This is a genomic window from Pseudomonas sp. PS01270 (genome assembly GCF_029959775.1).
In the GTDB taxonomy this organism is placed as follows: Bacteria; Pseudomonadota; Gammaproteobacteria; order Pseudomonadales; family Pseudomonadaceae; genus Aquipseudomonas; species Aquipseudomonas atacamensis.
Window position 1 is genome coordinate 25,902 of sequence record NZ_JASCPT010000027.1, and the last position, 25,235, is coordinate 51,136.

Sequence of the window (25,235 nt, forward strand, 5' to 3'; positions counted from 1 at the left end):
GCGAGAACGCGGAGTTTACATCCATGGTAAATGAGCATTTTTCGTCCACTTTCGCCGCTTTCCCCGATCGCGGCGATGTTATCCACCACTCCAAGGAAGGGCCCCTATCGTGACTGCCATCAAACTGATCGTTGGCCTGGGAAATCCAGGCGCTGAATACGAACAGACCCGGCATAACGCAGGGGCCCTTTTTGTTGAGCGCATCGCCCACGCACAGAATGTGAATCTTGTGGCCGATCGCAAATATTTCGGCCTGACCGGGCGTTATTCGCATCAGGGTCAGGATGTTCGTCTGCTGATTCCCACCACCTACATGAACCGCAGCGGCCAGGCCGTGGCGGCACTCGCCGGTTTCTTCCGCATCAAGCCTGAAGAAATCCTCGTGGCGCATGACGAACTCGACTTGCCTCCGGGCGTTGCCAAGCTCAAGCAGGGCGGCGGCCATGGCGGTCACAACGGGTTGCGCGACATCATTGCGCAACTGGGCAATCAGAATACGTTCTACCGCCTGCGGCTTGGCATCGGCCACCCGGGCGTTGCCAGTATGGTTTCAAATTTCGTCCTGGGTCGTGCGCCACGCGCCGAACAGGAAAAACTCGATGCCAGCATCGACTTTGCCCTCGGCGTGCTGCCGGATATCCTCGCCGGGGAATGGAACCGCGCGATGAAAAACCTGCACAGCCAGAAGGCCTGACTTTTACCCGAGGGGAAACACCATGGGATTCAATTGCGGCATCGTCGGCCTGCCTAACGTCGGCAAGTCCACCCTGTTCAACGCCCTGACCAAATCCGGTATCGCGGCCGAGAACTTCCCCTTCTGCACCATCGAGCCGAACAGCGGCATCGTGCCGATGCCGGATCCGCGTCTGGAAGCTCTGGCGGCCATCGTCAATCCCAAGCGCATCCTGCCGACCACCATGGAATTCGTCGACATCGCCGGCCTCGTTGCCGGTGCCTCGAAAGGTGAAGGCCTGGGCAACAAGTTCCTGGCCAACATCCGCGAAACCGACGCTATCGCCCACGTGGTGCGCTGCTTCGAAGACGACAACGTGATCCACGTTTCCAACAGCGTCGACCCGAAACGCGACATCGAAATCATCGACCTGGAACTGATCTTCGCCGACCTCGACAGCTGCGAGAAGCAACTGCAGAAAGTCGCGCGCAACGCCAAGGGCGGTGACAAGGACGCCGTGGTTCAGAAGGCTCTGCTCGAGCAACTGATCGCGCACTTCACCGAAGCCAAACCGGCGCGCAGCCTGATGAAGAACATGAGCGCTGACGAAAAGGCAGTGATCAAGGGCTTCCACCTGCTGACCACCAAGCCGGTCATGTACATCGCCAACGTTGCTGAAGACGGTTTCGAGAACAACCCGCACCTGGACGTGGTCAAGGCCATCGCCGAAGAAGAAGGCGCCATGGTCGTTCCGGTGTGCAACAAGATCGAAGCGGAAATCGCCGAGCTCGACGACGGCGAAGAGAAGGACATGTTCCTCGAGGCTCTGGGCCTGGAAGAACCTGGCCTGAACCGCGTGATCCGCGCCGGCTACGAAATGCTCCACCTGCAGACCTACTTCACCGCCGGTGTCGAAGAAGTCCGCGCCTGGACCGTCAAGGTCGGTGCCACCGCACCACAGGCCGCTGGCGTGATCCACACCGACTTCGAAAAAGGCTTCATCCGTGCCGAAGTCATCGCCTACAACGACTTCATCCAGTACAAAGGCGAAGCCGGCGCCAAAGAAGCCGGCAAATGGCGTCTGGAAGGCAAGGATTACATCGTCAAGGACGGCGACGTGATGCACTTCCGCTTCAACGTCTAAGCAACAGCCGGGCAAGAAAAAGCCGCGTTTCATACGCGGCTTTTTTGTGCCTGAAATTCAGTGACTGAGTACATTTCCCTGCTCGCGAATGCGGCGTGTCAGCTAAGCATTCGTCAACTGACACACCCATTCGCGAGCAGGCTCGCTCCCACAGTTCGATTCGTCTGTTCAGGCCTTTCTGGTACGCGGTAAAAAGATCGCCAACACACCAAACAACGGCAGAAACGAGCACAGGAAATACACGTACTCAATCCCGTGCACATCCGCCAGATGCCCGAGCAGCGCTGCGCCAATCCCGCCGAAACCAAACATCAGACCGAAGAAAATCCCGGCAATCATCCCGACATTGCCTGGCACCAGTTCCTGCGCGTACACCACGATCGCCGAGAATGCCGACGCCAGAATGAAGCCGATCACCACGCTGAGAATGCTGGTCCAGAACAGATCGACATGCGGCAGGATCAGGGTGAACGGCGCGACGCCGAGGATGGAAAACCAGATCACTGCCTTACGCCCGATCTTGTCCCCGATCGCCCCGCCGAAGAACGTCCCCGCCGCCACTGCGCCCAAGAACAGGAACAGATGCAATTGCGAGCTGGCCACCGACAGGTCGAACTTCTCGATCAGGTAGAAAGTGAAGTAGCTGGTGAAACTGGCCATGTAGAAATACTTGGAGAACACCAGTAGCCCGAGCACCACCAGCGCACTGGTCACCCTGCCCTTCGACAAGCCGTGCGTCGCCGCCTGGCTGGCCTTTAGCTTGAACAGGTTGAGGTGATTGGCGTACCAACGGCTGATGCGGTACAGCACGAACAGCGCAAACACTGCGAACAGACCGAACCACGCCACATTGCCCTGGCCGAAGGGAATGATGATCGCCGCCGCCAGCAATGGGCCGAACGCGGAGCCGGCATTGCCGCCGACCTGAAAGGTCGATTGCGCCAGACCAAACCGGCCGCCCGAAGCCAGCCGCGCAACACGCGAGGCTTCCGGGTGAAAGGTCGACGAGCCAATGCCGATCAGCGCCGCCGCCAGCAGAATCAATGGGAAGCTGCCGACCACCGACATCATCAGAATGCCGATCAACGTACACACCGTGCCCGCCGGCAACAGCCACGGTTTGGGGTGGCGATCAGTGTGATAACCGACCCACGGCTGCAACAGCGACGCGGTCAACTGGAAGGTCAAGGTGATCAGGCCGACCTGGGTGAAGGTCAGGCCATAGTTGGCTTTGAGCATCGGGTAGATCGACGGCAGAACCGACTGGATCAGGTCGTTGATCAAATGCGCCAGCGCCACCGCGCCGATGATGCGCATCACCAAGGGGCTGCTTTGCGGAGCAGCGGTCGCCGAGGCAGCGGCGGTCTGAACGTTGCTGATAGCCATGGAAAATTCCGGACAGCAGATGGGTGCCCGCAGGCAGGTGCGTCAATGTGCCATTTTTCGGTGCGCTCGCGCTATCCCCTTAGGCAGCTAACTAACTGACTGGTCGTCGAGCAAACGGTGATAGCGCAACGCCATGGTCTGAATCTTGCCTTCCTTCTGCCCTTGAACACGATCGCCTTACAAAGGCGCTCGACAATGGGAAGTTTCGCTACAGAGCCGGCCTACAGAGCGGGCATGGGTGAACTTTCGAGGCCTTTTAGAGGGCACAGGTCGCAGCCGAAAGGTTCGCGATGCACGCCAATGGTGCGTGGTGTCCAGAGGAGTCATGAGGCATGCAGGCTTTCCTTTCACCGGGGATCAAATTGCTGGGGCGGTTTGGCTTCGCAGGTAAATTCCAATTATTGTTTCTGCTGTTCATTCTGCCGCTGGCCGGCAGCCTGTTGATGATCGGCCATGACTATCGCGAGAAGCTCAATCTGATTTCCGGCGAACGTGCCGGCGTGCGTCAATTGCTCGCGCTGGATGCGCTGGACAACCTGCTCGCCGCGCAACGCGACCGCGCCGCCCGCTGGCGCGCCACCGAGACCAATCGTCAGCCGACAGCGGCCACCCTCGCCGCCATGGCTGCCTTCGACGGCGTGCAACCGGCGGTGCTGCAAGCCACCACCGAGCTGGGAAATGCCCTGAACCAGCAAGGCGCCGACGGCGCAATCCTCGAGCGCTTTCAGGCGCTGCAAACCGCACTCAATGGCCTTGATTCGAAAAGCCTTAGCAGTGTCGGCTGGTGGCCGGACGGTTATGACCGCTTCACCAATGCCCTGGGCGCGCTGCAAGCCTTGCGCGAGCAGATCGTCATGGACAATCGCCTGACCCTCGCGCCGTGGCTGGAAACCTACCTGCTGACGCAAATATCCACACAACATGCGCCGGACCTGATCGAGCGAGTCGGCCGCCTGGCGGCGGTCGGTCAGGCCTCAGTCGTTTCCGGCCAGTTCACCCTGCAGAGCCGCTTGCAGTTGCGCGACCTGCGCAGCCGCATCGGCGACGCCCGCGAGCAACTGGTGAAAACCGCCGGCCTGCTGGAGGCGCGTCTGCCAGCCGAGTTGCAAGCCTGGGCCGGTCAGTATCACGACAGCCTGAAACACCTCGATAGCGGCCTGAAAGTCCTCGACGACGGTGTGTTTGGCGGCAGCATCAACCTCAAGCCAGAGGACTTCGAACGCGGCCTCGACGCGCTGCTCACCGACCTTGCTTCCCTGCGCCAGCAATCCCTGATCGCGCTGGACCAGCGGCTCGATGCGTATTACAGCTCGGCGATCCGCCAGTTCATTGTTGTCGCCGCAATCTTCGGTTGCCTGCTGCTGGCCGCGTTGTACCTGTTCGTCTGCCTGCAAGCCTCGATCCGCCGTAGCGCCAGCGGCATCACCTTGCTCGCCGAAGCCTTGCGCGACGGCAACCTGAGCCTGCAAGTGCCGGTGGTGGGGCGCGATGAGCTGGCAGCGATCAGCACCGCGCTCAACGTCGCCGTGGTGCAATTGCGCAGCAGCATGCTTGGCGTCGACCACGAGACCTCGCAGTTGAGCAACGCGGTACGCAGCCTCAACCAACACTCCAGCGGCGCCCTGAGCGAAGTCGAGGCGCAGCAGTTGCAGATCAGCCAGATTGCCGCTGCCGCCACGCAATTGGCCGCCACCTCGCAAGGCGTCGCGCAGAGTTGCGAACAGGCCTCCGGCAGCGCCCAGCAGACCCGGCGCATCGCCGCCGACAGCAGCCGCGACAGCCAGCGCACCACGGCCAGCATTCAGCAGCTCAATCAGCGCCTGAACGACACCGCCGCCGCGCTTGGCCGGGTCAGCGAGCAAGGCCAGCAGATTCAACTGGTCGTGGACACCATTCGCGGCGTCGCCGAGCAGACCAACCTGCTCGCACTCAACGCCGCCATCGAAGCCGCCCGCGCCGGCGAACAGGGTCGCGGCTTTGCCGTGGTCGCCGACGAGGTGCGCAGCCTCTCGCAACGCACGCAATCGTCCACCGCGCAGATCGCCGGCACTGTCGACAGCCTGCGCGCCACGGTCAACGAAGCGGTGAGCCTGATGGAAGCCGCCTGTGGTCAGGCGCAATCGGATGCCGAGGCAGTCACCGGACTCGGCGAACGCCTGGGAGAAATCGCCAGCGCCGTACAGAGCGTCACCGACACCCTGGCGCAAATCGCCACAGCTGTGGAAGAACAGGCCAGCACCGCCGACGAAGTCAGCGGCAATATCCAGCAGGTCGATCAAGCGGCGGTGCGTTTGCTTGAAGGCGCACGCGCGGTGAACCTCGCGGCGGACACCTTGAGCCAGGGCAGCGAGGCCCTGAGCGCCAATACCGCCAGATTCCAACTGCGCTGACGCCCTCCCCGGCCCCGATTTTCGGGGCTGGAGGATAAGCGGTTGAAAACAGGAAGAAATATTTTCGATTTACGCTTGACGCTTTGCCATTTCAGGGGAATAATGCGCGCCACTTGGCTACATAGCTCAGTTGGTTAGAGCATAGCATTCATAATGCTGGGGTCCGGGGTTCAAGTCCCTGTGTAGCCACCAAGTACTAAAAACGGCTTACCGAAAGGTAGGCCGTTTTTTTATGCCTGCAATAATCTCCCCTCCGGTTCCCCACCCACAGAAGGTCTATCTTCAGCCCTTTCGATTGATCAGTGGGCTCGCAGCCGCTCATCCGTCAGACTTTCTTACAGTTTGCACTGCGCCTTTTTTCATATAAGCCACATATCAAATTCAAGATAATGCCTTCCTCCCAACCAGGCTTTTAGCCAGGTATTACGGGCCCCGCCCGCCATAAAACTCTAGATAATCAAGAGCGCTATATGAGAAAAAACGCCGCTATCCCTTGAGGGTTAGCGGCGTTTTTCCTACGCAACTGGCGTTGCGGCTGTACTTGGACGATTCATCTATTCCGCTGTAATCACCAGACACCCTTTCATCACACGCACTTTGACGTTCTCGTTCACCTCGAATCCTGCCTGCCGTAACCACAGGCCGCGCAGTCTGATCCAGGGTACGGGTTTGGCGGGGCTGTAGGGCTTTTCCTTGGTGTGGACCGGGTAAAAATCAGCGGCGATTTTCAACCGGCGTTCAGTGATGGGGGTTGATGACGTATGCTTGGTTTTAGCCATGATCAGCTCCTGTTTAGCTGCTTGTGGTTAGCGGAGCCAGGGTGTTGGCGCACCCTGGTTCCGCGTTCTTAGGGTTACTTCAAATTTCTCTTTCTTCGTTGCTTGTTTTGGTCGCTGCCTGTGCGATCAGCGCGTCAAGCATCTGCGCAATCACCTTCTGTTGGACCTTCGAAAGCTCATTGATGGACTGCAGCCTTCGATACCACGTCGAGGTCAAGCTGCGTCTGGGCGTCTCCGTGTACGAGGGAACCCCGAGCAGGTCTTCAACGGGAACGCGAAGCGCAAATGCCATCTTCACCAGTGTCGTGACCGGCATGCTGCGCGTGCCCTCCTCGTAACCCTGAAAGGTCTGCCGGGAAAGACCTAAAGCCCTTGCAAACCGCGTCTGTGATATCTCGTGCACCGTACGTAAATGTGCAATGCGACTGCCCAACGCAACCAGAAAATCACGATCCTCATTGGAAATGCTCATGACAGCGGCCGACTGAAAATAAAATCGAATGGCAACGGACTCATCCTCTTCATCTGATATCCATCCTGGAAAAACTACAGAAACCATCCTCAGGCAACGCCGCGTAGGCTGTCGACCTGAATAATCTGTAAGAGAAATCCGACATAATCGGCCATTCAAACGAAAAGACTACAGCCGCGACCGACAATGGTTTTGCCTGAATCAGGCGCAAAACCGCTGGACTGAGATAGCCCTGTAGGAAGCAGGCTTTGCTCACGTAAGAACTGTATTTTTCATCACTTCAAGCACTCGCCCCTCTCTCCCCGAATTGCCCTTCGACCGACAAGCTCCCCTGGCTCGATTCAGCGCCATGCAGGGAGTTGGCATGCGTCAATACAAATACCTTCTCGACGATGACTGGTTATTAAATCCGTATAGCGGTGGCAGGGCCTGGTTTACTTTGCTTCCACCGAAAGCACCGGAGCCGGTGTACATCGAGAAGGATGAGTGGCCTGCGCCCGAGCCACGCGAAGACAGGGTATTTGCCAAGTCCTGCACGCCGGACAACTGGTGTCGCACGGACGCTGGCACTGCCAAGGAGCCAGCCAGCAACTTCGGCAAGATCATGGTCGCCGGCGCTATGCTCATGCCATCCGCCAGCACCGCGATCGCGACGGCAATAGGCGCCGACCTGGCTTTGGGGCGTCTGGCCGGCGGCGGGATTTTGCAACAGCGCCTGAACTGGGCCATCCGTGGCGCCGGCGGGCCGGCCAGCGTGTTTGTGCTGGGAATGCTGCCGAGCAAAATGGCCGACGGCACGCTTCACACCGACGAAGAACTAAGAAAATAGCACCGCCTGAGCTACCGCTTTCGCGAGCAGGCTCGCTCCCACAAGGGCATCGTTTTCGGCCAATCGATTGGCGCGGCCGCTGAGCGGGAGGGCTGTAATCCTCACGCAGTTTGCACCCCACCCGCCCGCTCGATAAAGTCCCTCAAGACTTCTACCCTACGGACGGAGAGCCCGCGTGTTTCCAGCCCAGCCCTTGAAGCGCTTTCGCCTGCCAGCCCTGACACTGCTTGTCAGCGCTCTGACCCTCACCGCATGCAACGCCCCGCCCTCTTCTTCGTTGCCGCAGGCACCGGAGGCCGCTTCCGGTTACCGCACTGATCTGCAAACCCGACACGCCAATAAACACATGGCCGCTGCTGCCAATCCACTCGCGGCCGAAGCCGGGCGGGAGATGTTGCGTCAGGGTGGTTCGGCGATTGATGCGGCGATTGCGATGCAAGCGGTGTTGACGCTGGTTGAGCCGCAGTCTTCCGGGATCGGTGGTGGGGCGATGATTGTGTTGTGGGATGGCAAGCAGGTGCGCACCTATGACGGCCGCGAAACGGCGCCGGCCGGGGCCACCGAGAAGCTGTTCCTGAAGGCTGACGGTAAACCGATGGCTTTCACGCAAGCGCAGATCGGCGGGCGCTCGGTCGGTACGCCCGGCGTATTGCGGGCGCTGGAGCTGGCGCATCGACAACACGGTCGCTTGCCATGGGCGAAACTGTTTGAGCCGGCGATCAAACTGGCCGAGCAAGGCTTTGCGATTTCCCCGCGCCTGCATTCGCTGCTGACTGCCGATCCACTGATACGCCAGTCGCCAGACATGGCTGCGTATTTCCTGAATGAGGATGGCAGCGTCAAAGCTGTCGGCACACGCCTGCAAAACCCGAAGTTGGCCGCCGTGTTCAAACGCATCGCCAGCGAAGGTGCCGATGCGCTGTACAAAGGTCCGATCGCCGAAGAGATCGTCGCCAAGGTTCAACAGCACGCCAACCCCGGCAGCCTGTCGCTGACCGATTTGCAGCGTTATCAGGCCAAGGAGCGCGCGCCGCTGTGTACCGATTACAAGCGCTGGCAGGTCTGCGGCATGCCGCCACCGTCGTCGGGCGGGATCGCCGTAGCGCAGATTCTCGGCACGTTGCAGGCGCTGGAGACTCGCGACCCACGCCTGTCGCTGACGCCGCTCAAACCGGTGAACAGCAATAGGCCGGCCGGCATCGAACCGGCGCCGCAAGCGGTGCATCTGATCGCCGAGGCTGAACGTCTGGCCTATGCCGATCGCGCGCAATACGTGGCCGACACCGACTTCGTCCCGGTGCCGGTCAAAGGGTTGCTCGATCCTGCCTACCTGGCCAGCCGCGCCAGCCTGATCGGCGAGCGCAGCATGGGCAGCGCCAAACCGGGCACACCGCAGGGCGTACAGGTTGCCTACGCACCGGACCGCTCGCCGTTGCGCATCTCGACCTCGCAAGTGGTCGCGGTGGATGATCTCGGCGGCGCCGTGTCGATGACCACCACCATCGAAGCCGCGTTCGGCTCGCACCTGATGGTTCAAGGTTTTCTGCTGAACAACCAGATGACCGACTTCTCCTTCATCCCCGAAGAGAACGGGCAGAAAGTCGCGAACCGCGTCGAACCGGGCAAACGCCCACGTTCGTCGATGGCGCCGACGCTGATCTTTGATCGCAACACCGGTGAATTCGTCGCCACAGTCGGCTCGCCCGGCGGCTCGCAAATCATCGAATACGTGGCCAAAACCACCATCGGCCTGCTCGACTGGAACCTCGATGCACAAAGTGCGATCAACCTGCCCAACTTCGGCAGCCGCAATGGCCCCACCGAACTGGAACAGGGACAGTTCAGCCCGGCGCTGATTCAGGCGTTGAAAGACAAAGGGCACACGGTCAGTGAAATCGACATGACCAGCGGCACCCAGGCGATCGTGCGGGTGAAGGACGCGCAGGGCAAAGCGACATTGACGGGGGGTGCCGATCCTCGGCGTGAGGGAGAAGCGTTGGGGGACTGAAACACCGCATTGAAAAAGGCCTGCCGAGCAGCAGGCCTTCTCCCGGGAGTAAATCAGACCGCCAACGTCTTGCCATCCACCCCATCCCCAATCTTCAGGAAATGCCCGCCCGCAACGTGATGCAGCGTGCGCAATCCATCCTGCCCTTCGAAATGCCAGCGCCCATCGCTGAACACACGCTCATCGGCCTGGGCGGCGATGACTTCGGCGAGGAACAGGTCGTATTGCTCGTGATTGCGCGGCTCCGGCAGCAGGCGGCATTCGAGCCAGGCGACACAGCCCTCGAGCAGCGGCGCTTCAACCTGTTCGCCAGCGAAGGTGTGCAGGCCGTACGCCTGAAACTTGTCGTGACCTTGGTTGCGGGTGAGTTCCAGGCCGGAGGTGTTGCCGACGGTTTGCACGATATCGGCCTGATTGACGCAAGGCACGTTCAGCACAAAAGTGCCGGAGGCTTCGAGCAACTGGCGGGTCCAGGTGGATTTGTCGAGGACGACGGCGACTTTTGGTGGTTCGAAATCCAGCGGCATGGCCCAGGCGGCGGCCATGATGTTGCGCTGGCCGTCGTGAGCGGCGCTGACCAGCACGGTCGGCCCGTGATTGAGCAGGCGATAGGCTTTGTTCAGAGGCACCGGACGGCGGTGGGAGACGCTCATGAGGATCTGCTCCGGAGGAAAAGGAGCCGATTGTAGCGCTGTCACTGGAGAATCGCAGAACCTGTGGGAGCGAGCAGATGCGGCGCTGCCCCTCTGTGGTCGTTCCCACGCTCTGCGCGGGAATGCATCCTGTGACGCTCTGCGTCACGCCAGCGAAGGAACGCGGAGCGTCCCGGGCGGCATTCCCACGCAGAGCGTGGGAACGATCAGTGCGGTGTCAGTGAGAGAGCTGATTGGCAAACTGCCCCACCGCATCCACCACTTTCTGCGCACCGTCCTGAATCTCGACAATCACCGTGCCCGCCTCCGCCGCCAGCGCCAGGCCCTGTTCAGCCTGAAGCTTGCCGTCGGTCATCAGCGCCACGGCATTGCGGGCCATTTCCTGGTTCTGCCGTACCACGCCGACGATTTCGTCCGTCGCCTGGCTGGTGCGCGAGGCCAGTTGCCGAACCTCGTCCGCGACCACGGCAAAACCACGGCCCTGCTCGCCGGCCCGGGCGGCTTCGATCGCGGCGTTGAGCGCCAGCAGGTTGGTCTGTTCGGCAATGCCGCTGATGGTTTTGACGATCGTGCCGATCACCAGCGACTGCTCGTTGAGCGCTTCGATTCCCTCGCCGGCGGCTTGCATGTGCAGCGACAAATCACGCATCACGTTGACCGCTTCGGTGACGACCGTGGTGCCCCGTTGTGCGGTGCTGTCGGTTTGTTGCGAGGTGCTGTAAGCGATGCTGGCTGCGTCGGCAACCGCCTGCTCGCGGTTGACCTGATCGGTGATCACCGTGGCGAACTTCACCACTTTGTACAGTTTGTCGTTGGCATCAACCACCGGGTTGTAGGACGCTTCCAGCCACACCGTACGACCATGGCTGTCGATACGCTTGAAGCGGCCAGCGACAAACTCACCGCTGTTCAAGCGCCGCCAGAAGTTCTGGTACTCGGCGCTGTTGTACTCATCCGGGGCGCAGAATGTGCGGTGATGTTTGCCTTTGATCTGCGCCAGGCTGTAACCCATGCCGTTGAGGAAGCGATCATTGGCGCTGAGCACATTGCCGTTGAGATCGAACTCGATCACGGCGGTGGAGCGCACCAGCGCGCCGATCAGGTTCTCATGCTCGCGGGAGGCTTCGATGGTGCGGGTCAGGTCGCTGGCGTAGAAGGAGATGTGTCTGATCCGGCCATCGGACGAGCGCACCGGTTGCACGATGGAACGCAGCCACGCCTCGTCGCCATTGCCGCGCAACAGGCGCACGGCGCCGGCAAAATGCTCGCCACGGCTCATCGAGTTTTTGAAGCGCTGATGGAATTCGTCGGTTTTGACGTGGCCCGGCACGATGTCTTCAATTGCCCGGCCGACCAGGTCCTGGCTCTTGTAGAGCATTTCATCGAGAAAATTCTGGTTGACCGAACGAATCCGCCCGTCGGGCTCAAGGGTCAGCGCGAGCATTTCGCTTTCCAGGCTTTCCTTCACTTGTACAAGGCTGGAGAGTTCTTCGCGCAGAGCGGCCAGCTCTTGTTTCAAGCGTTTATTGAACATGGGAAAGCACCGATGGCAGGGTAGTTAGCGGATACAACCTAGCCATCGGCCTTGCGCAGCTTTTCTGAAGCCAGCGCCAGACCCGTCAGTCGAAAATAATCCGGCGCTTGCGGATCAGGCAGCGCCGGCCGCCTGACACGGTCCGGTACGTGGCATGCGCGCACCGAAATACGCCGCTGTCAGAACTCCCACCGCGCCCATCACTGCACAGAAGATCACGCAGACCCACGGGCTCCACGGCATCAGACCAATCAGCAGCAGCGGGGTGATACTTGCCCACGCCGCGTAGGCAATGTTGTAGGTGAAGGAAATGCCCGACACGCGAATCCGCGCCGGGAACAACCCGACCATCACCGAAGGCACCGCACCCACTACCCCACAAGCGAGACCGGCGACCGCATAGGCCATGCCGATCCAATGGCCGCCCATGATCAGACAGCCATACAACACGCCAATGCCCAGCGGCAGTAACAAGCTGTAGAGCATGACCGTGCGCCAGGCGCCGATGCGGTCGACCAGCAGCCCGGCGATCACGCAGCCGATATTGAGGAAGACGATGCCCAGGGCACTGAGGCCGAAGGTGTGACTGGCGGTCATGCCGAAGGTTTTCTGCATCATGGTCGGGGTGATGACCACGAACACCACCACTGCCGAGGTGAGTACGCAGGTGAGCAACATGGCCGGCAGCATGGCCAGACGATGTTCGCGCAATACCGTGCGCAACGGCAGTTCGACTCGCGCCTCGCGTTGCGCTTCCATGGCCATGAACACCGGGGTTTCGCTGAGCCAGCGGCGCAGATAAACGCCCACCACGCCGAACACGCCGCCGAGCAGAAACGGATAGCGCCAGGCGTAATCGAGAATTTCGGCAGGCGTGAAAACCTGCGCGAGGAAGGTCGCGGTGAGTGCGCCGATCAAGTAACCGAAGGTCAGGCCGGCCTGCAGGAATCCGAGGGCGTAGCCGCGATGGCCGACAGGCGCATGCTCGGCGACGAACACCCAGGCACTTGGCACTTCGCCGCCCACCGCCGCGCCTTGCAGGATGCGCAGCGCCAGCAACAGCAAGGGTGCGAAATAGCCGATCTGCGCGTAGGTCGGCATGATCCCGATCAGCAGACACGGCAGGGCCATCATCAGGATGCTCAGGCTGAAGACCTTTTTGCGGCCCAGACGGTCGGCGAAATGCGCCATCAGAATCCCGCCCAGCGGCCGCGCCAGATAACCGGTGACGAAGATGCCGAAACTCTGCAGCAAACGCAGCCACTCGGGCATTTCCGGGGGGAAGAACAGCTGACTCAGGGTCAGCGCGAAGAATACGAAGATAATGAAATCGTAGATTTCCAGCGCCCCGCCAAGCGCCGCAAGGCCGAGGGTCTTGTAGTCGGAGCGGCTGAACGGCGCCGGTCGGGCTGGAGAATTGGCAGTCATGACAAAGAACTCAGGCATCGGCAAAAACCAAGGCGCTCATGGTCTACGCAAAAGCGCGGATCGACAACCCGTCAGACCATAGTCTCGGTTTGCGAAAACCTGCTCAACAAAAGGGTGGCGCTTGATTTACTGTTAGCGCCTGTCTGCTGGGGCCACAGCTTACAAAGCACGATGAATCCCTGTGGGAGCGAGCTTGCTCGCGAAGAGGCCGGTACATTCAACATCACTGTTGACTGACCTGACGCCTTCGCGAGCGAGCTCGCTCCCACAAGGTACGGTGACAATGCTGAAATTGTGGCCAGAGACCAAAATAACCATAAAAATCCGAGGTACTTCCCGTGGCCGTTGATATCGAAGATAGCCGCTCCGCGCGCTTTGCCCTGCGCTGTTCCAGTTTTGCCGAACGCTGGTTTCCCGATTCCTGGGTATTCGCCGCGTTGGCCGTGATCATCGTTGCGCTGGCCACTTTGGCCATGGGCGCCAAACCTACCGCTGCGGCGATGGCCTTCGGCGACGGCTTCTGGAGCCTGATCCCGTTCACCATGCAGATGGCCTTCGTGGTGATCGGCGGCTACGTCGTCGCCAGCTCTCCGCCCGCAGTCAAACTGATCGACAAACTGGCACGCATCCCGAAAAACGGCCGCTCCGCCGTGGCTTGGGTAGCGTTGATCTCGATGATCGCCTCCCTGCTCAATTGGGGTCTGTCGCTGGTATTCGGCGGGCTGCTGGTACGCGCCCTCGCCCGCCGCACCGATCTGAAAATGGATTATCGCGCCGCAGGCGCTGCGGCGTATCTGGGCCTCGGCGCGGTGTGGGCGCTGGGCTTGTCATCGTCCGCAGCGCAGTTGCAGGCCAACCCAGGCAGCCTGCCGCCGTCGATCCTGTCGATCACTGGCGTAATCCCGTTCACCGAAACCATTTTTCTCTGGCAATCCGGGGTCATGCTGCTGGCGCTGATCGTGATCTCGATCATCATCGCCTACGCCACCGCGCCCGGACCGAACTCGGCACGCGACGCCAAGGCCTGCGGCATCGACCCGGCGTTCAACCTGCCGCCGCTGCAACCGCGCACGCGCCCCGGCGAATGGCTGGAACACAGCCCGTTGCTGATCATCGTGCTGGTGCTGCTGGCGGCGGGATGGCTGTTTCACGAGTTTTCGACCAAACCGGCGATTACCGCGATTTCTGGCCTGAACACCTATAACTTTCTGTTCATCATGCTCGGCGCGCTGCTGCACTGGCGCCCGCGCAGCTTCCTCGATGCGGTGGCCCGTGCGGTGCCGACCACCACTGGCGTGTTGATCCAGTTTCCGTTGTACGGCTCGATCGCCGCACTGATGACTACGGTCAAAGGCGCCGATGCGCAAACCCTCGCGCATCACATCTCGACCTTCTTCGTCAGCATCGCCTCCCACGACACCTATGCGCTGCTGATGGGCGTGTATTCGGCGATTCTCGGTTTCTTCATCCCGTCCGGCGGCGGCAAATGGATCATCGAAGCGCCCTACGTGATGCAAGTCGCCAATGACCTGCAATACCACCTCGGCTGGGCAGTGCAGATCTACAACGCCGCCGAAGCCTTGCCGAACCTGATCAACCCGTTCTATATGCTGCCGCTGCTGGGCGTGCTCGGGTTGAAGGCGCGGGATCTGATCGGCTTTTCGTTCGTGCAACTGCTGGTGCACACGCCACTGGTGCTGCTGCTGTTGTGGGCGCTGGGGACGACATTGGCGTATACGCCGCCGGTGATGCCGTAAGTAGATAAAAACGCACCTGCTCAAGGGCAGGTGCTCTTAAAACTTGGTTTGATCGCTGCTTTAGACGGGTCGCGCCTGATCAAGCACCTGCTGACGAAATTTCACTGGCAGGTCACCGGGCGTCAACACTTCGACTGCAACGCCCAGCAGGTCTTCAAGCTCAACCTGAAGTCCGCCCAGATCAAAAAGCGTCGTGCCGGGCAGCGGGTCAACCAACAGATCGAGATCGCTACCGTCCAGATCCGTCCCCAGCAATGCTGAACCAAATACACGCGGGTTGGCCACACGAAAGCGCCCGATCACTTCGCGGACGGCGGACCTTTGCATGTCGAGAGCAGTAGAAGGCTTCATGACTCACCCTTGGAAAATTCGATGTCGCTGCAGTCTAGCAGTGCGGACGCGCACCAGGCAGCGTGCTTGTTGGCACAGCCGTAACAATATGTGCGCTGCTTGGGTAATACCGCATTCAGGCAAGAATCCACACTCAACCGCTTTTCTGTCAAACACCTCTGATCCACTATGAAGCGCCCCCAAATCGAGGGGAACCCACGCTGAAAAGGATCTGAGCATGTTCAAACTCGCAGGCCTTACCCTCGTTGCACTGACACTAAGCGCCGCCGTCCACGCCGATGTCGACGTGAAACTGGGCAGCACCGAGCGCGTCACCCGCCTCTTCGCCTACCCCAACAATTGCAGCGTGATCTGCTTCCGCAACTGGACGCTGGAGCAGACCGTTGCTCACTATCTGAGTCAGAGCGTCCAGCGCGATGGTTACGCCGATGCCAAGGTGCTGGTGAAGACCGACAACGATCAGCTCTACGCCGAGATCACCGGTGTGCCGGACGGCTATGACAAGCCGCTGTCAGCGTTGCTCGACGCCGGCGATCTGGCTTATGCCGGCGCCAGCAAGCTCAATGCCGATGGCAAATGGGCCTACAGCTGGTATCTGTTCCTGCCGTTGGGCATGGCCCTGGAGAATCGCAAGAGCGTCGAGTTGCTGCACTTCCCGCCTGACTACTCGCTGACCCAGGCGCAGGACTATCTGCGCTCGAACACCACCGATCGCTGGGCGACGTTGCTGACCGATAACGGCATCCCCGCCGGGCAGACGCCGGCCTATCAGACCATCATCGACATCGCGCCGATCGCCGCGCCGTCCAATGCCGGCGGGGATCTGGAGGACGTCTACGACTACTTCAAGGATTACCAGACCACGCTGGTCAAGCAGTTTAGCCAGACCGCCAGCGGCACGACGCTGCCGATGGTTGCGTTCGGGGCGCCGGTGCGCAACTGGATCAAGGAACAATATGGGCCGACGGTGGGCGTATTGGGGCTGGCAAGCATCAGTCCGGCCGAAGGGGTGAATGTGCCAGTGCTCGGTTCCAACCATCCGAGCTATATCTGGTACGCCGCCGATCCGAAGAGCTATACCGGCGACGATGCCCAGGCCAAGGCTGACGCGGCGGGCCTGAAAGTCATGGGCCAGGATTTGAGCGCGGCTTGCTGGCAGGCCGGGATGGGCAGCAAGCCGGGCAGCGATGCGCAGGCCACGCTGAACAGTTGCACGCAAACATGGCAAGTGACGCAAAAGGTCAAAACCTGCGAGTTGTTCTACACCTCGATCCGCGACCTCAGCGCCGAACAAGCCGCCGCCAAGTGCGCCACGCCACCAGTCAAGACGCAACTGCAACAGCTGAAAGCGCCCTTGCCTGCGGCCGCCGTGCCCGCACCCGCTCTGTAGTCGCTGCCGGAGCCCCCCGTGTCAGTCAATGCTGACGCGGGCCAACGGTGATCGCGCCTGTCAGGTTTGACAGTAGACCGGTACCTTCAATTGCGCGACGCTTGGATCCAATCATGCCTCGCCTGGCGAGGCATGGGCACAACCCGGAGGCAACACTCAACAACAAGGATCGTTATGAACAATCAAGCCATGGGCCGGCACCTGCCGCGCGACACAGAAGGCATCTATCCGTTCGCCGGACTTCCGGTGCGGCTGGGCTTCCCATCCTGCCAGGACTTTCAGATTATCCACGACGAACGTGGCATGGCCACGGCGGTGGTCGCGCGCCGCGAGTTTCTGCGCATTAGCCGAATGTGCCGGGTTTCCGGGCAATTGCTGCCCTATCGCTGTCGACAGACCCGTCAGTTGCAAACCGGCATCCACGTTTACGATCCGCGCTTTTGCGGTGTGCTCGAGCACGCCTGCGATCCGAATGTATTTCTCGACATGAGCGAGTTGTGGCTGTGGGCCTTGAAAGATATCCATAGCGGCGAACATCTGAGCATCGATTACGCATCGACCGAAGACAAACTGCTACGCCAGTTCGCCTGCGATTGCGGCTCGTCGCGCTGCCGTGGCTGGATCACCGGTTACGACGAACCACCCACGCCTGAAGGCCAGCGCTTTTTACAGCGCTGGCGGCATCCAGGCCGTAACTGAACGCCGCGGTTACGGCGCGCCGACCGGACGTAAGCGGTATTGCGGCGGCAACTGTTCGAAACCGCTTATGGTGGTATTGAGACTTTTCCAGCGGCCGTCCTTGATCCCGTAGATGCAGCCGTGGATCGACAGCGGCTGTCCGCGATGCCAAGCGTTCTGGATGATGCTGGTGTGCGCGACGTTGGCCACTTGCTGGATCACGTTGAGTTCGCACATGCGATCGACCTGCTCTTCTTCGGTCGCCAGCTTGGCCAGTTCTTCGCGTTTCTCGTAGTACAGGTCGCGGATCGACCGCAGCCAGCCGTCGATCAGGCCGAACTGGCGATCCTGCATCGACGCGCGCACGCCGCCGCAGCCGTAGTGGCCGGTGACGAGGATGTGTTTGACCTTGAGCACATCCACCGCGTACTGGATCACCGAGAGGCAGTTGAGGTCGGTGTGCAGCACGACGTTGGCGACGTTGCGGTGTACGAACAGATCGCCCGGCAGCATGCCGACGATTTCGTTAGCCGGTACGCGTGCGTCGGAGCAGCCGATCCATAGATATTCCGGGGTCTGCTGGCGCGCCAGTTTGGCGAAGAAATCCGGGTCTTCCTTGGTGATCGCGTCAGCCCAACGCTCGTTGTTATCAATCAGGTCTTGTAGATCGTGCATGGATAAGGCCTCAAGAAAGATGCGCAGGTTTGATAGACGACCGCCCGTCGAAGTCACGCCGCCAGCGCAAAGTGTTTTCGTTGGAATTCTCGCGCGCCCGGTGAGTCCACTCAGTAAGGCCCACACTATGAGGAATTGCCATGACTGATTCACGACGCCCTTATGATGCGGTGCAACCGGAACCCATCGATGATAACGAAGACCGCATGGGCTCGGTGCACGAGCTGGATTTCGACGACGAAGAGCCCAGCGCGAAAATCGGAGATGAACTGCCCGAGCGTGAACGCGAACAACTGATGCCGGCTGAGCGAGTGCGTGAGGCGGGTATGACCGGGGCCTCGGTGGATGATCATCAGCCGACTGACGATGACCTGAGCCCGGAAACCCTGATTCGCGAGGATGGTGCGCGCGATGCCGAGGAAGTCGGTGAGGGTAATCAGGCGGATTGGGATCTGAGCGTGGTCGATGAAAATGACATCGGCGGCGGTGACGGGCTGGATGAAGCGGAACTGGCGGATCTGGATCCGCTGGATGGCAAGCGCTGATCCGCTGACTTGAAATTTGCCCCCTGTAGGAGCTGCCGAGGGCTGCGATCTTTTGATTTTGCTTTGGATCTTACAAAAACAGGATCAAAAGATCGCAGCCTTCGGCAGCTCCTACATGGCTTCAGTCAACCAGGGTACAGGCCATCACCACCGCATCCTCACGCCCACCCACCGCCGGATAATAATCACGACGCCGGCCAATCTCGTTGAAGCCATAACGCTCATACAACCTGAACGCAGCCGTGTTGCTGTCGCGCACTTCGAGAAAGCATTCCCGAGCCTCGGCCGCATACGCCCGCGACATCAAATGCTCAAGCAACGTCAGGCCCAACCCGCGCCCCTGATTTTCCGGCTTGACGGTGATATTAAGCAGGTGCGCCTCATCAAGAATGATCTGCACCACACCGTGGCCCACCTGCTGCTGCCCTTCGAACATCAGCCAGATCTGGTATTTGCCCAGGCCATCGAGAAAAATCCCTCGGGTCCACGGATGGCTGTACGCGGCGTATTCGATCTTCAGCACAGCGTCCAGGTCCGCCTCGGTCATCGGGCGAAAGGTTACAGCCTCACTCATCGGATTGTTTCCAGCGCGCCATCAGCCGACGCATGGCTTGCCACACAGCGGCCTTGCGCTGTGGCTCTTCCATTAACAGTTCCAGCCCGGGAATTGCCCAGGCCAGGCCCAGACCTTCGATCTGCAATTCACTATTGAACGCTTCGGCGTCCGCTTCCCCGGCAAACTTCAGCGCCGGCAGGCCGATCAGCCATAAACAGGCGCAGGGTGCTGCTTCCATCTGCACCGAGAGGAAGCCTTGCACGAAGTCGCGCGCCGCTTCCGGGCCTTGATCCAGCGTGCCGCGATTGAGCCACGGCCAGCGCACCGGTTCGCCGACGATCTGCGGCGCATCCGGCAAACCGGCGGCGCGCAGCATGTCCTTGAGCAGCAGGTAGGCCGGATCGCGACTTTGAAACGCTTCGCCTGTGGGTAACTCGACCAGCAGCAGGCAGCGCCCGGCGCGCAGCAGTTGCAGGGCGAACCGCGGCGGCGGGACTGGTGCAGGCTTGACCACCACCGGCGTGTCGTCGACTTCCTCCACCGGTTTGGCGCCGTTGCGGGTACTGGCCAGCGACGGACGCGGCACCTCGATTTTCGGTCGCTCGGCCTGACGCACGGCAGGCTGCGCCGGTGCTTCGGCCAGAGGCGCCGGAGCAACTGGCACCTCAAGCTCAGGCTCGGGCATCTCCAGCAGCTCGGGCCGCGACGGTGCGGCGAAAGGCAGTTCGGTGCGCGGCAGCCAGTTGACCACCTGCATGGCGTTCAAATAGGCGCGGCGGCGGGACTCGATAAGCAAAGGTCGGCCACTTGTGGATAACGGAAAGTGCGCTGATTCTACCGCCCTTCGCGCAAGATCGCTTGCTGTTGATCGATACCCCACGCTGCGCTGCGCCGCTGCCCTTTGGGCAAAGAATGCGACAGCCCGTCCCGAGAGTGAATCGCCGCGCCTGTGATGCAGTACAATCGCCGCTTTTAATCGCCAACCAGCCGGCCATTCCGATGATCGAACCCAAGCGCGTCTTGCGCGCCCTCGCTGAACACTGGGCACTTCTGGAGCCACTGTGCGAGCACTTCGACCAAGGCACCCTGAGCCTCAACGAACTGCGCACGCAACTGGCCGCCCAACAATTCGACAGCACGCCGCAGGACATCACCAGCCTGCTCGACGTGTGGATTCGCCTCGATATTCTGGTTCCGGTGGCGAAAAGCCCGAACCGTTTCGAGCTCAACGCGCAGATCCACGACTTCCTCGCCTACCTGCGCCGCGAACACCGCCTCGGTCTGTGCCTGGAAATCGAAGCCTATTTGCGTCACCTGGAGCGTCTGGCCGGTTATATCCAGGACGCTTTCGACGTTCGTGACGGCAACGATCTGGCGCGCCAGCTGCGCTTGCTCGACATGCGCGTGCGCGACGTACTGAAGAAACTCGACAACGATGAACAGGCCCTGGTGGCAGTCGCCGAACGGGCGAAGACCAGCGACCGGCAGATTCCGCTGCGTCAGCGTTACGCCGAAGTACTGGCGACGTGGGACGAATACGTCGAGCCGATGATCGATCTGGTCAACGCCGACGGCGCCTTCGAACAAGGCGTGCGCAAGGTCGAAACGGTGCTACTGAAGATGCTCAGCGAACAGCAGCGCCTCGGCCATCTGGTCGATGACGACATGCTCTTGCGCACCCACGCGCGCATCCTCGAAATGCAGACCAGCGCGCAATTGACCCTGCGCCATGCCCGCGAACTGCTGCTGCCATTGCGTGAAGAAGCGCGTCGGCATAACGCCGTGACCCGTGGCGCCGCACTGGCGCTGGCGGCGATCCGGCGTAAAGGCATCGACGCCGTGCCGCAAGCGGCGATGCCGCTGTTCACCCGCCCACAGAGCACTTTCCTGGGCAGCGCCAGTCAGGTCGAAGCCTACGTTTATGCGCTGGCGCGTTTCGAGCCGAAACCGGCGCGCTTCCCCAAGGCGCACAAAACCCAGAAGGCGGGCGACGCTCCACGTGCACCGCGCACCGTGCGCGAGATGGTCGATCGTTGCGAAGAATCGCTGCCGATGCCGGATCTGATGACCTGGCTGCTGGAGCAGGAACCGGACGGCGCCACCGACGAGTTGCTTTACTGGTTCTCGCGCCTGTCGCGGGAAAAACGCTTCAAGCGCGAGCGTCTGGAACGCCGCGAATACCACACTCACGAGCACCAGGTCAGCCTGCGCTCCTTCGCCCTGCTCTCGGCCAGCGACACCGCCGCCGAGGATTCTGCGAGCATCCCAAATGCATCTTGATCTTTCCGAACTGTCGCAACTGGCGCCGATCTTCCGCGAGTTGTTCAAGGGTTACCACGTCAGCCGTCGTGATCCCGAGCTGTACGCACAACTGTCGAATTTCCAGGACCAGTACCGCACGCTGTTCAAGGCGTTGGGCTTTGAACTGGTCTGCGACACCCGTGGTTTCTACTACTTCGTGCCGGACATGGCCGCCGCAGCGGTGAACAAGACCGCCCAGCGTCTGGCGCTGTTCACCTTCATCCTCGTCGAGCACCTGGCCGATCAGGGCCGCGACCCGATCGCCGTGCTCGACGGCGGCAGCCTCGGCCGGGAAGAATTGCCGTCGCTGCTGGACAAGTATCGCGACCTGTTCATTCAGGCCGAAGTGCAGACCGTCGAAGAACTCGAAGAAAAAATCATGCGCCGCATGACCCAGCTTGGTTTTGCCGGCGAAGAAAACGGTGTCTACCGCTTCCTGCCGCCGATGCACCGTTTCCTCGACGTGTGCCTGTCGGTACAGCAGGACCGCGACCTCGCTGCCAGCGTCCACAGCGTTCTGCCGCTGCCGGCGCCGGTGCTGATCGACGAAGAAGCCGAAGCGAAATTCCTCGAAACCGACGATCCGCTCGATCTTTCCGAATTTGAAGAAGAAAGCGAAGAAGACGCACTGGCCCGCGCCATTGCCGAAGAACAGGAGTCCGATGCATGAGCCAGGAACGCTACGGCATCCGCCGCTTTGCCCTTTTGAACACCGCCGGTTACAGCCTCGGTCTGTTCCCGCTGGAAGAACCGTTGTCGGTTTACGGCGCGAACAACCTCGGTAAATCAGCGTCGATCAACGCCTTGCAGTTTCCGATTCTGGCGCGCATGTCGGACATGAGTTTCGGCAAGTACAGCCTGGAACAATCGCGGCGCTTCTACTTCGCCTCCGACACCAGTTACATCCTCGTCGAAGTCAACCTGCCCCACGGCCCCCACGTGATCGGCGTGGTCGGTCGCGGCCCGGGCGGTGGTTTCGGTCACCAGTTCTTCGCCTACGCCGGCAAGCTGGATCTGGCCCACTACCAGAAAAACGACACCTGCCTGCGCCAGAAAGAACTGTTCAGCAATCTCGAAAAAGAAGGCCTGAAGGCTTACGAACTCAAGCCGGATGAGCTGCGCCGCTTGCTGGTTGGCGGCCACACGTCAATCCCGCTCGACCTGACCCTTATCCCGCTGCGCTCCACCAGCGAGCAGAGCCTGAAGACATTCCGCGCGTTGTTCATCAACCTGCTGCACATGCGCGAAATCACCGCGGCCAAGCTCAAGCAACTGTTCCTCGATGCTTTCGAGCACAGCCTGCGTTCAGGCAGCGTCGATTACATCGCCGCGTGCGAAGAAGCTTTCCGCGATGTGCGGCGCATGGAGCAGGACTACAACTCGCTGGTCGCCGCCGGCCCGTTGGTTGAAGCGCTGGCCAACGGCGTGAAACAGCGCGACGTGCTGCGCGGCAAACTGCATCGCCTGTCGCCGCTGCTCGATTCCTTGCTCGGCACCTGGTCGGACTACGCCACGGCGCGCAAGGAAGAGCTGACCATCCAGGCCGAGCACTACCGTCGCGAGCAGGACGATTTGCAAAATGATCAGCGCGGCGGCACTCAGGAACTGATGCGTCTGGAGCGGGAAATTTCCGGTATACAGCGCTGGCTCGGTGAGCTGTCGGTGCTGAAGAACCGCTTCGCCCTGGTCGATGACGTCAAAGTGCTCGAGCAACAATTGCTCGCCGCCAAGGATGCTCACGATGAACTGGCCGGTGCCCTGGCGCAGTCGCGTCAGTTCAGTGCCGAAGATCTCGAAGAGCGTCTGCGCGATCTGGAAAAACGCCTGAAGTCGGTGAAGCAGCAACTCGATCACGCTGATAACAACAGCTACGCCCGCCTGCGCGAAGAGTTCTCGCAACAGGACGTCGAACGCCTGATGCGCCTGTTCAACAGCGCGCTGTTCAGCCTGCCGCTGGGCGAACACGGCATCACCCTCGACGAGAACGGTAAGTGGGTCAAATCCGTGGAGCTGATTCTTGACGGCTTCAAGGGCGAGCGCTTCGAAGTGCCGGGCCTGTCGATCGACATCTCGCACATTGAGCCGCCTGCCTTGCAGGCTCTGGCTGACCGCGCCGCGTTGCGCGATCAGAAGGAGCGTCTGGAAAAAGAGCTCAAGCAACTGAAAACCCAGCAAGCCGTGGCCGCCGACCGCGCCGCGAGCAAGACCCAGACCGAGGCGCTCTATCAGCAGGTGCTGGACGCGCAGAAGGCGCTGGAAGATTTCCGTCGCACCCAGACCCTGAGCGCCGAAGAAAGCGACAAGCTCGAGCAACTGGCGCAGATGGAAGCCGCGCAGGACGAACTCAAGCGCTCCAGCGATGCCTTCACCGAGCGCGTCCAGCAACTGTCGGCCAAGCTGCAACTGGTCGGCCGGCAGATCGCCGATATGGAAGCCAAGCAGCGCACCCTCGACGACGCGCTGCGCCGTCGTCAGTTGCTGCCAGCGGACCTGCCGTTCGGAACGCCGTTCATGGATCCGGTCGATGATTCGATGGACAACCTGCTGCCGCTGCTCAACGACTATCAGGACAGCTGGCAGGGTCTGCTGCGCGCCGATGGGCAGATCGAGGCGCTGTACGCGCAGGTGCGTTTGAAAGGTGTGGCCAAGTTCGACAGCGAAGACGACATGGAGCGGCGTCTGTCGCTGCTGATCAACGCTTACGCACACCGCACCGATGAAGCGCTGACCTTGGGCAAGGCGCGGCGCGCGGCGGTCACCGACATCGCCCGCACTCTGCGCAACATCCGCAGCGACTACGACAGCCTCGAGCACCAACTGGCGCTGTTCAACCGCGAGATCAACAAGCGTCAGGTTTCCAACCTGCAGAGCTTCCGCATCGTCCTCGCGCCGAACAAGGAAGCGCTCAAGCACATCGACCAGATCATCCACAGCGCCGGCCAGTATGAGGAAGGCGAAACCCTGTCGGTGTTTGACCTCAGCCAGAGCGCCGAGCAGGACAACAAGAACGAAGAGGCCAAGGAATACCTCGCGCGGCTGGTGGCAGCGAACCACAACCAGCTCGGCCTCAAGGACTTGTTCGAACTGGCTTTCGAGATCACCAAGGTCAACGGCCAACCGGTGATCCACACCGACATCGACGGCGCGGCCTCCAACGGTACGACCATGACCATCAAGGCGCTGACCAACATGTACTTGTTGCTGCACTTGATGGATCGCGATCTGGCCGGCCGCGTGCGTCTGCCGTACTACCTCGACGAGGCGGCGGACATCGACGAGAAGAACCAGGCGGCGCTGCTGGAAACCAGTCTGCAACTGGGCTTCGTGCCGATTCTCGCAAGTGTGAAGCCGCAGGTCTGCGCCAGTGTCGCGATTGACCTGGAAGGCGGCAGCGGCCCGGCCGGGATCTACATCGATGAAGCGGACTGGAAGTACATCCGCCGCCATGATGTGGTCAAGGCCACGCTGAATGTGCAGGCGGATGAGCCGGAGCTGGATGCGGTTTGATCGGCTTTAGCTGAAGGCAAAAAGGGCCGCGATCTGCTGGGATCGCGGCCCTTTTTTATCGCCTGGGATTTGGGTTGAATCAGAGGGCCTCTTCGCGAGCAAGCTCGCTCCCACATAGAAACGCATACAAAATGTGGGAGCGAGCTTGCTCGCGCAGGCGTCTTGATAGACGCCCCATA

The 25,235-nt window shown here is 60.8% G+C and carries 22 protein-coding genes and 1 tRNA gene; 13 read left to right on the forward strand and 10 right to left on the reverse strand.

From position 1 onward, the window contains the following. Nucleotides 1-109 precede the first annotated feature (109 nt). Together pth and ychF are read left to right on the forward strand one after the other, a co-directional pair. Nucleotides 110-694, forward strand: coding sequence for an aminoacyl-tRNA hydrolase (gene pth / locus QMX86_RS10865; protein WP_016773203.1), 585 nt, complete (start codon nt 110-112; stop codon nt 692-694). A gap of 22 nt (nt 695-716) precedes the next feature. After that, the gene (gene ychF, locus QMX86_RS10870) at nt 717-1,817 is read left to right on the forward strand and encodes a redox-regulated ATPase YchF (RefSeq protein WP_016773202.1); all 1,101 of its coding nucleotides are present in this window, start codon (nt 717-719) and stop codon (nt 1,815-1,817) included. Nucleotides 1,818-1,985: 168 nt separating this feature from the next. On the opposite strand, the gene QMX86_RS10875 is transcribed toward ychF, so the two are convergent. Further along, nucleotides 1,986-3,203: an MFS transporter gene (locus tag QMX86_RS10875; RefSeq protein WP_282384375.1), complete on the reverse strand. Its 1,218-nt coding sequence runs from the start codon at nt 3,201-3,203 to the stop codon at nt 1,986-1,988. 332 nt (nt 3,204-3,535) lie between these two features. Here QMX86_RS10875 and QMX86_RS10880 point away from each other — a divergent pair, with 332 nt between their 5' ends. Beyond that, nucleotides 3,536-5,593 (forward strand): methyl-accepting chemotaxis protein, encoded by a 2,058-nt coding sequence (locus QMX86_RS10880; protein ID WP_282384374.1) that lies wholly within the window; start codon nt 3,536-3,538, stop codon nt 5,591-5,593. Between the two features lie 115 nt (nt 5,594-5,708). Then, nucleotides 5,709-5,785 (forward strand) — tRNA-Met (locus tag QMX86_RS10885). 362 nt (nt 5,786-6,147) lie between these two features. On the opposite strand, the gene QMX86_RS10890 is transcribed toward QMX86_RS10885, so the two are convergent. After that, the gene (locus QMX86_RS10890) at nt 6,148-6,372 is read right to left on the reverse strand and encodes a SymE family type I addiction module toxin (RefSeq protein WP_123444155.1); all 225 of its coding nucleotides are present in this window, start codon (nt 6,370-6,372) and stop codon (nt 6,148-6,150) included. A gap of 79 nt (nt 6,373-6,451) precedes the next feature. After that, complete coding sequence (locus tag QMX86_RS10895) at nt 6,452-6,844, reverse strand: helix-turn-helix transcriptional regulator (RefSeq protein ID WP_282384373.1); 393 nt, start codon at nt 6,842-6,844, stop codon at nt 6,452-6,454. Nucleotides 6,845-7,208: 364 nt separating this feature from the next. Between QMX86_RS10895 and QMX86_RS10900 the strand changes: the two genes are divergently transcribed. Then, entirely contained in the window at nt 7,209-7,673 is a 465-nt protein-coding gene (locus QMX86_RS10900; protein WP_282384372.1) for a hypothetical protein, read from the forward strand. Between the two features lie 175 nt (nt 7,674-7,848). Next, nucleotides 7,849-9,681 (forward strand): gamma-glutamyltransferase, encoded by a 1,833-nt coding sequence (gene ggt, locus QMX86_RS10905; RefSeq protein WP_282384371.1) that lies wholly within the window; start codon nt 7,849-7,851, stop codon nt 9,679-9,681. 53 nt (nt 9,682-9,734) lie between these two features. Here the strand turns inward: ggt and QMX86_RS10910 are convergent, their stop codons facing one another. From QMX86_RS10910 to QMX86_RS10920, 3 genes are all read right to left on the reverse strand, one after another. Then, nucleotides 9,735-10,334, reverse strand: coding sequence for a flavin reductase family protein (locus QMX86_RS10910; RefSeq protein WP_282384370.1), 600 nt, complete (start codon nt 10,332-10,334; stop codon nt 9,735-9,737). Between the two features lie 217 nt (nt 10,335-10,551). Beyond that, nucleotides 10,552-11,868 carry a PAS domain-containing methyl-accepting chemotaxis protein gene (locus QMX86_RS10915; RefSeq protein WP_282384369.1) on the reverse strand — a complete coding sequence of 439 codons (1,317 nt, stop codon included), beginning with the start codon at nt 11,866-11,868 and terminating at the stop codon, nt 10,552-10,554. A gap of 114 nt (nt 11,869-11,982) precedes the next feature. Beyond that, a complete protein-coding gene (locus tag QMX86_RS10920) occupies nt 11,983-13,296 on the reverse strand; it encodes an MFS transporter (RefSeq protein ID WP_282384368.1) in 1,314 nt (437 codons plus the stop codon). A 338-nt stretch (nt 13,297-13,634) separates the two neighbouring features. Between QMX86_RS10920 and QMX86_RS10925 the strand changes: the two genes are divergently transcribed. Continuing rightward, complete coding sequence (locus QMX86_RS10925) at nt 13,635-15,053, forward strand: TIGR00366 family protein (RefSeq protein WP_282384367.1); 1,419 nt, start codon at nt 13,635-13,637, stop codon at nt 15,051-15,053. Nucleotides 15,054-15,113: 60 nt separating this feature from the next. Here the strand turns inward: QMX86_RS10925 and QMX86_RS10930 are convergent, their stop codons facing one another. Continuing rightward, nucleotides 15,114-15,404 carry a nucleotidyltransferase domain-containing protein gene (locus QMX86_RS10930; RefSeq protein ID WP_042609686.1) on the reverse strand — a complete coding sequence of 97 codons (291 nt, stop codon included), beginning with the start codon at nt 15,402-15,404 and terminating at the stop codon, nt 15,114-15,116. A 217-nt stretch (nt 15,405-15,621) separates the two neighbouring features. On the opposite strand from QMX86_RS10930, the gene QMX86_RS10935 reads away from it, so the two are divergent. Then, a complete protein-coding gene (locus tag QMX86_RS10935) occupies nt 15,622-16,794 on the forward strand; it encodes a hypothetical protein (protein WP_282384365.1) in 1,173 nt (390 codons plus the stop codon). 174 nt (nt 16,795-16,968) lie between these two features. Then, the gene (locus QMX86_RS10940) at nt 16,969-17,493 is read left to right on the forward strand and encodes an SET domain-containing protein-lysine N-methyltransferase (protein WP_110646141.1); all 525 of its coding nucleotides are present in this window, start codon (nt 16,969-16,971) and stop codon (nt 17,491-17,493) included. Nucleotides 17,494-17,502: 9 nt separating this feature from the next. Here QMX86_RS10940 and can read toward each other — a convergent pair whose 3' ends face one another. Next, complete coding sequence (gene can / locus QMX86_RS10945) at nt 17,503-18,147, reverse strand: carbonate dehydratase (protein WP_039761245.1); 645 nt, start codon at nt 18,145-18,147, stop codon at nt 17,503-17,505. A 140-nt stretch (nt 18,148-18,287) separates the two neighbouring features. Here can and QMX86_RS10950 point away from each other — a divergent pair, with 140 nt between their 5' ends. Then, nucleotides 18,288-18,692 (forward strand): serine kinase/phosphatase, encoded by a 405-nt coding sequence (locus QMX86_RS10950; RefSeq protein ID WP_122611786.1) that lies wholly within the window; start codon nt 18,288-18,290, stop codon nt 18,690-18,692. A gap of 121 nt (nt 18,693-18,813) precedes the next feature. Here the strand turns inward: QMX86_RS10950 and rimI are convergent, their stop codons facing one another. Then, on the reverse strand, nt 18,814-19,266 hold the full coding sequence (gene rimI / locus QMX86_RS10955) for a ribosomal protein S18-alanine N-acetyltransferase (RefSeq protein ID WP_076564123.1): 453 nt from the start codon (nt 19,264-19,266) through the stop codon (nt 18,814-18,816). Further along, complete coding sequence (locus QMX86_RS10960; RefSeq protein ID WP_282384387.1) at nt 19,259-20,005, reverse strand: energy transducer TonB; 747 nt, start codon at nt 20,003-20,005, stop codon at nt 19,259-19,261. Before QMX86_RS10960 ends, rimI begins: the two co-directional genes overlap by 8 nt. Before the next feature lie 242 nt (nt 20,006-20,247). On the opposite strand from QMX86_RS10960, the gene mksB reads away from it, so the two are divergent. From mksB to mksF, 3 genes are read left to right on the forward strand one after another with little or no spacing between them, the layout of a single operon-like run. After that, a complete protein-coding gene (mksB, locus tag QMX86_RS10965; protein WP_282384359.1) occupies nt 20,248-21,528 on the forward strand; it encodes an Mks condensin complex protein MksB in 1,281 nt (426 codons plus the stop codon). After that, entirely contained in the window at nt 21,518-22,219 is a 702-nt protein-coding gene (gene mksE / locus QMX86_RS10970; protein WP_016773189.1) for an Mks condensin complex protein MksE, read from the forward strand. The genes mksB and mksE overlap by 11 nt, the downstream gene beginning before the upstream one ends. Continuing rightward, nucleotides 22,216-25,056, forward strand: a complete 2,841-nt coding sequence (gene mksF / locus QMX86_RS10975; RefSeq protein ID WP_122747854.1) for an Mks condensin complex protein MksF — start codon at nt 22,216-22,218, stop codon at nt 25,054-25,056. Before mksE ends, mksF begins: the two co-directional genes overlap by 4 nt. Nucleotides 25,057-25,235 lie beyond the last annotated feature (179 nt).